Genomic DNA, 2,898 nt, shown 5'->3' with positions numbered 1-2,898 from the left:
CGTTCGACCACCGTGACCTCGCGGCCGCGCCCGGCCAGATGCAGCGCCGCCGCCAAGCCCGCCAGGCCCGCGCCGACGACAACCACATGATCGGTGCTTCCAGGTACGGTGCGCATCACGCGCACGCTACCGGGGTCGTGGGCTTCATTGTGCGCGCTCCGTGCAAACGGTGGCCATGTTGGCCAACGCGGATCGCACCGATTCATCGATTGGCATGTCGCTCAGCTCATTTCGCGCCGATGCTACGCGGTCGGTGATCATCTTCTCGATCCACTCTACGGCGCCGGTCTCGACGATGAGCGCGCGCCAGCGTTGCACCGCATGGTCGTCGAGCTCGTCGCTGTTCATCAGTTCCGCGAGCTGGCGGCGGGTCGGGGCATCGGCCAACTGGTGTGCGGCCATCACCAGGCTGGTCGGCTTGTGTTCGATCAGGTCGCCGCCGCTGGGCTTGCCGGTGGTCGACGTCGACCCGAATACGCCGAGCACATCGTCGCGCAGCTGGAAGGCTTCTCCCACCGCCGTGCCGTAGCGGCCGAGCTTGGACAGTGTGCGGTCGTCGCAGCCGGCCATCGCCGCGCCGATCTCCAATGGCCGGCGCACCGTGTAGTTGCCGGATTTGCGGCGGGCCACGTCAAGCACCGCCTCCAGCGGAGGGAGCTGACGGACATCACCGGCCAGATCGGCGAACTGGCCCACCGCCAGCTCGGTGCGCATGGCGTCATATCGCGGCCAGACATCGCGGAGCGCCCGGCGATCGACGCCGCTTTCGCGCAGCATCTGCTCAGCCCAGATCAAACAGAGATCTCCCAGTAGCACGGCCGCTGATTCGCCGAATTTGCCCGCCGAGCCGGAGAGCCCCCGGTCGCGGTGCCAACGCGCGAATTGAATGTGTGCTGCGGGACGTCCGCGTCGAGATGCCGAACCGTCCATGACGTCGTCTTGCAACAGGGCGAAGGCGTGCAGCAACTCCAGGCTGGCGGCCGCGCCGAGGGCCGCATCGCTGGGCATTGCGCCGCCCAGCCAACCCAGGTACATGAAGATAGAGCGCAGGCATTTGCCGCCGGACGCGAAATTCATCAGGATGTCGCCGGCGACGTCGACGCCGGCTCCATCCAATTCCGCTGCGCACCGCTCGGCGACGAATTCCTCGACCCGCCGGAGCACCGCGCGCCGCACATCGGAGCGCCAGGCGTCGAAGTGGTCGGGATCAGCCCAGGACCCGCTGGTCAGCGCTTCGTGCTTGGCAACCGGCACCAACGACAATGCCCGCGATTCGCCCACCGACGCCCCTCTCACAAGCTCTGGTGCTCGCCGGCTAGAACGGCTCAACGTCTGCCGTCATACCCGTTGACACCCGCGGCAAACGCCCGGCGGAAGCACCCAACTCCGTTCACTACTTTAAAGGTTAACTTTCTTAAACTCTAGCCGCAGGTCAGTGGGACCTGTCACGCACCCGCGGTCATCGGCTAACGACGTCACTGCGCTCAGCGCCCCGGCATCAGGACTGCGAAGGAGGGGGCGTCACCGCGGTGGCCGCCAGCCCTTCCAGCCAGCGTTGGTGCTGGCGGTGCATCCGGTGTGGTATCAGCACTTTGCCCAACCGGGCGAGCCAGCCGTGCTGCGTCTCCTCGGTCAGGATGTGACAACCTCCGTCCGGGGTAGGGGTGAGCAGCCAGGCGTGGTATGCCTCGATGCCTCGTCCCTCGGCCAACCAGGCGATCCGCTGCACCGGCTCGAATTCCGTCACCCGGGTGCGCAGCCGCACCCCGAATGTCTTCCATCGAAAAGTGGTGCCCTCGCCCAATGCCTCGGCTCCTCCGTCGAGGACGACGTCGCCGGAGTTCGAGTAGTAGCTCGGCCAGAGCGGGGCCCTGATCAGCCATTCCCAAACGGCTTCCACCGAGGCGGTCACCGAGAGTTCGTTGCTGACGAAAATCGGTGCTCGCCGTGGATTGAACCGTTGGGGCCAGCGAATCTGCGGACTGTCCACATTGCTTTGTATAACTCTTCTCCGGCACCCGTTCTCCGATATCCGGCATATCGTGAGCCGATGACCGCCTCTCAGCGGGAGCGCCGCGCGCTGGTCGAAACCTTCCGCGCGGTGGGACCCGACGCACCCACCCTCTGCGGTAGCTGGACCACCCGCGATCTGGCGGCGCACCTGGTGATACGGGAACGACGTCTCGACGCAACACCCGGGATCTTGATCCCGGCGCTGGCCGGATACACCGCCAAGGTGCAAGGTCAGCTCACGCGATCCAAGGGCTGGAACGAGCTGGTCGACCTGGTGGCGGCCGGGCCGCCGCTTTACTCGCCGTTCAAGGTGCTGGACTCGGCGGCCAGTGTCGGCGAGATGTTCATCCATCACGAGGACGTGCGCCGGGCGGTCGAAGGTTGGCAGCCGCGGGCGCTCGATGACTCGATCGTCACGGCGCTTCGCCGGCCGCTCAGCTTGATGAGCCGGCTGACGCTCAGCAAAGCGCCGGCGAAAGTGGTGCTGCGAACGCCCGCGGGTGAGCAGATCGCCGCTGTGGGCCGCGGTCAGACGGTCACCGTGACCGGCGAACCGCCGGAGTTGTTGTTGTTCATCGCGGGCCGCGACGCCGCGCGGGTCGATTTCGGTGCCGAGCCCGGGACTGTCGCGGCGGTGCGTGCAGCGCGGCGAAGCCTGTAGTCACCGGCTGAGGCGCCGACCGACTCAGATCCGGGTGCGGCCCAGGACGTGGCGCAGGGCGTGCTCGAGGTCGGGGTGGCGGAACCGGTGACCAGCCTGCTGCAGGCGAGCGGGAACGACGTTCTGGTTCGCGCAGGCGAGTTCGCGGGCGCCCTGCTCGCCGAGCAGTAGCCGCGGTCCCAGCGGCGGCACCGGCAGCACCGCCGGCCGGTGCAGGACATGCG

Annotated in this window: 5 protein-coding genes; 1 reads left to right on the top strand and 4 read right to left on the bottom strand. The window is 67.4% G+C overall.

Annotated features, from left to right (window positions below):
• The 3 genes from WA317_RS19485 to WA317_RS19475 form a co-directional block, all read right to left on the bottom strand.
• A partial coding sequence (locus WA317_RS19485) for an FAD-dependent oxidoreductase (protein WP_425174596.1) occupies positions 1-116 on the bottom strand: 116 nt, incomplete at its 3' end.
• A gap of 28 nt (positions 117-144) precedes the next feature.
• Entirely contained in the window at positions 145-1,254 is a 1,110-nt protein-coding gene (locus WA317_RS19480; RefSeq protein ID WP_425174595.1) for a polyprenyl synthetase family protein, read from the bottom strand.
• A 244-nt stretch (positions 1,255-1,498) separates the two neighbouring features.
• Entirely contained in the window at positions 1,499-1,990 is a 492-nt protein-coding gene (locus tag WA317_RS19475) for an SRPBCC domain-containing protein (protein ID WP_425174594.1), read from the bottom strand.
• A gap of 60 nt (positions 1,991-2,050) precedes the next feature.
• On the opposite strand from WA317_RS19475, the gene WA317_RS19470 reads away from it, so the two are divergent.
• The gene (locus WA317_RS19470) at positions 2,051-2,674 is read left to right on the top strand and encodes a TIGR03085 family metal-binding protein (protein WP_425174593.1); all 624 of its coding nucleotides are present in this window, start codon (positions 2,051-2,053) and stop codon (positions 2,672-2,674) included.
• A 24-nt stretch (positions 2,675-2,698) separates the two neighbouring features.
• Here WA317_RS19470 and WA317_RS19465 read toward each other — a convergent pair.
• Positions 2,699-2,898 (bottom strand): DUF1731 domain-containing protein (locus tag WA317_RS19465; RefSeq protein WP_425174592.1); only part of this gene is annotated, 200 nt, incomplete at its 5' end.

The sequence above is a fragment of the Mycobacterium sp. genome, from assembly GCF_049802695.1.
In the GTDB taxonomy this organism is placed as follows: domain Bacteria; phylum Actinomycetota; class Actinomycetes; order Mycobacteriales; family Mycobacteriaceae; genus Mycobacterium.
Note: the sequence above shows the minus strand (reverse complement) of the source record. Positions and strands in the feature narration are given on the sequence as shown.

What these genes read in the sequence shown, in the direction of transcription:
- WA317_RS19470 (WP_425174593.1), top strand. Translation starts at nt 2,051, where the DNA reads ATGACCGCCTCTCAGCGGGAGCGCCGCGCGCTGGTCGAAACCTTCCGC.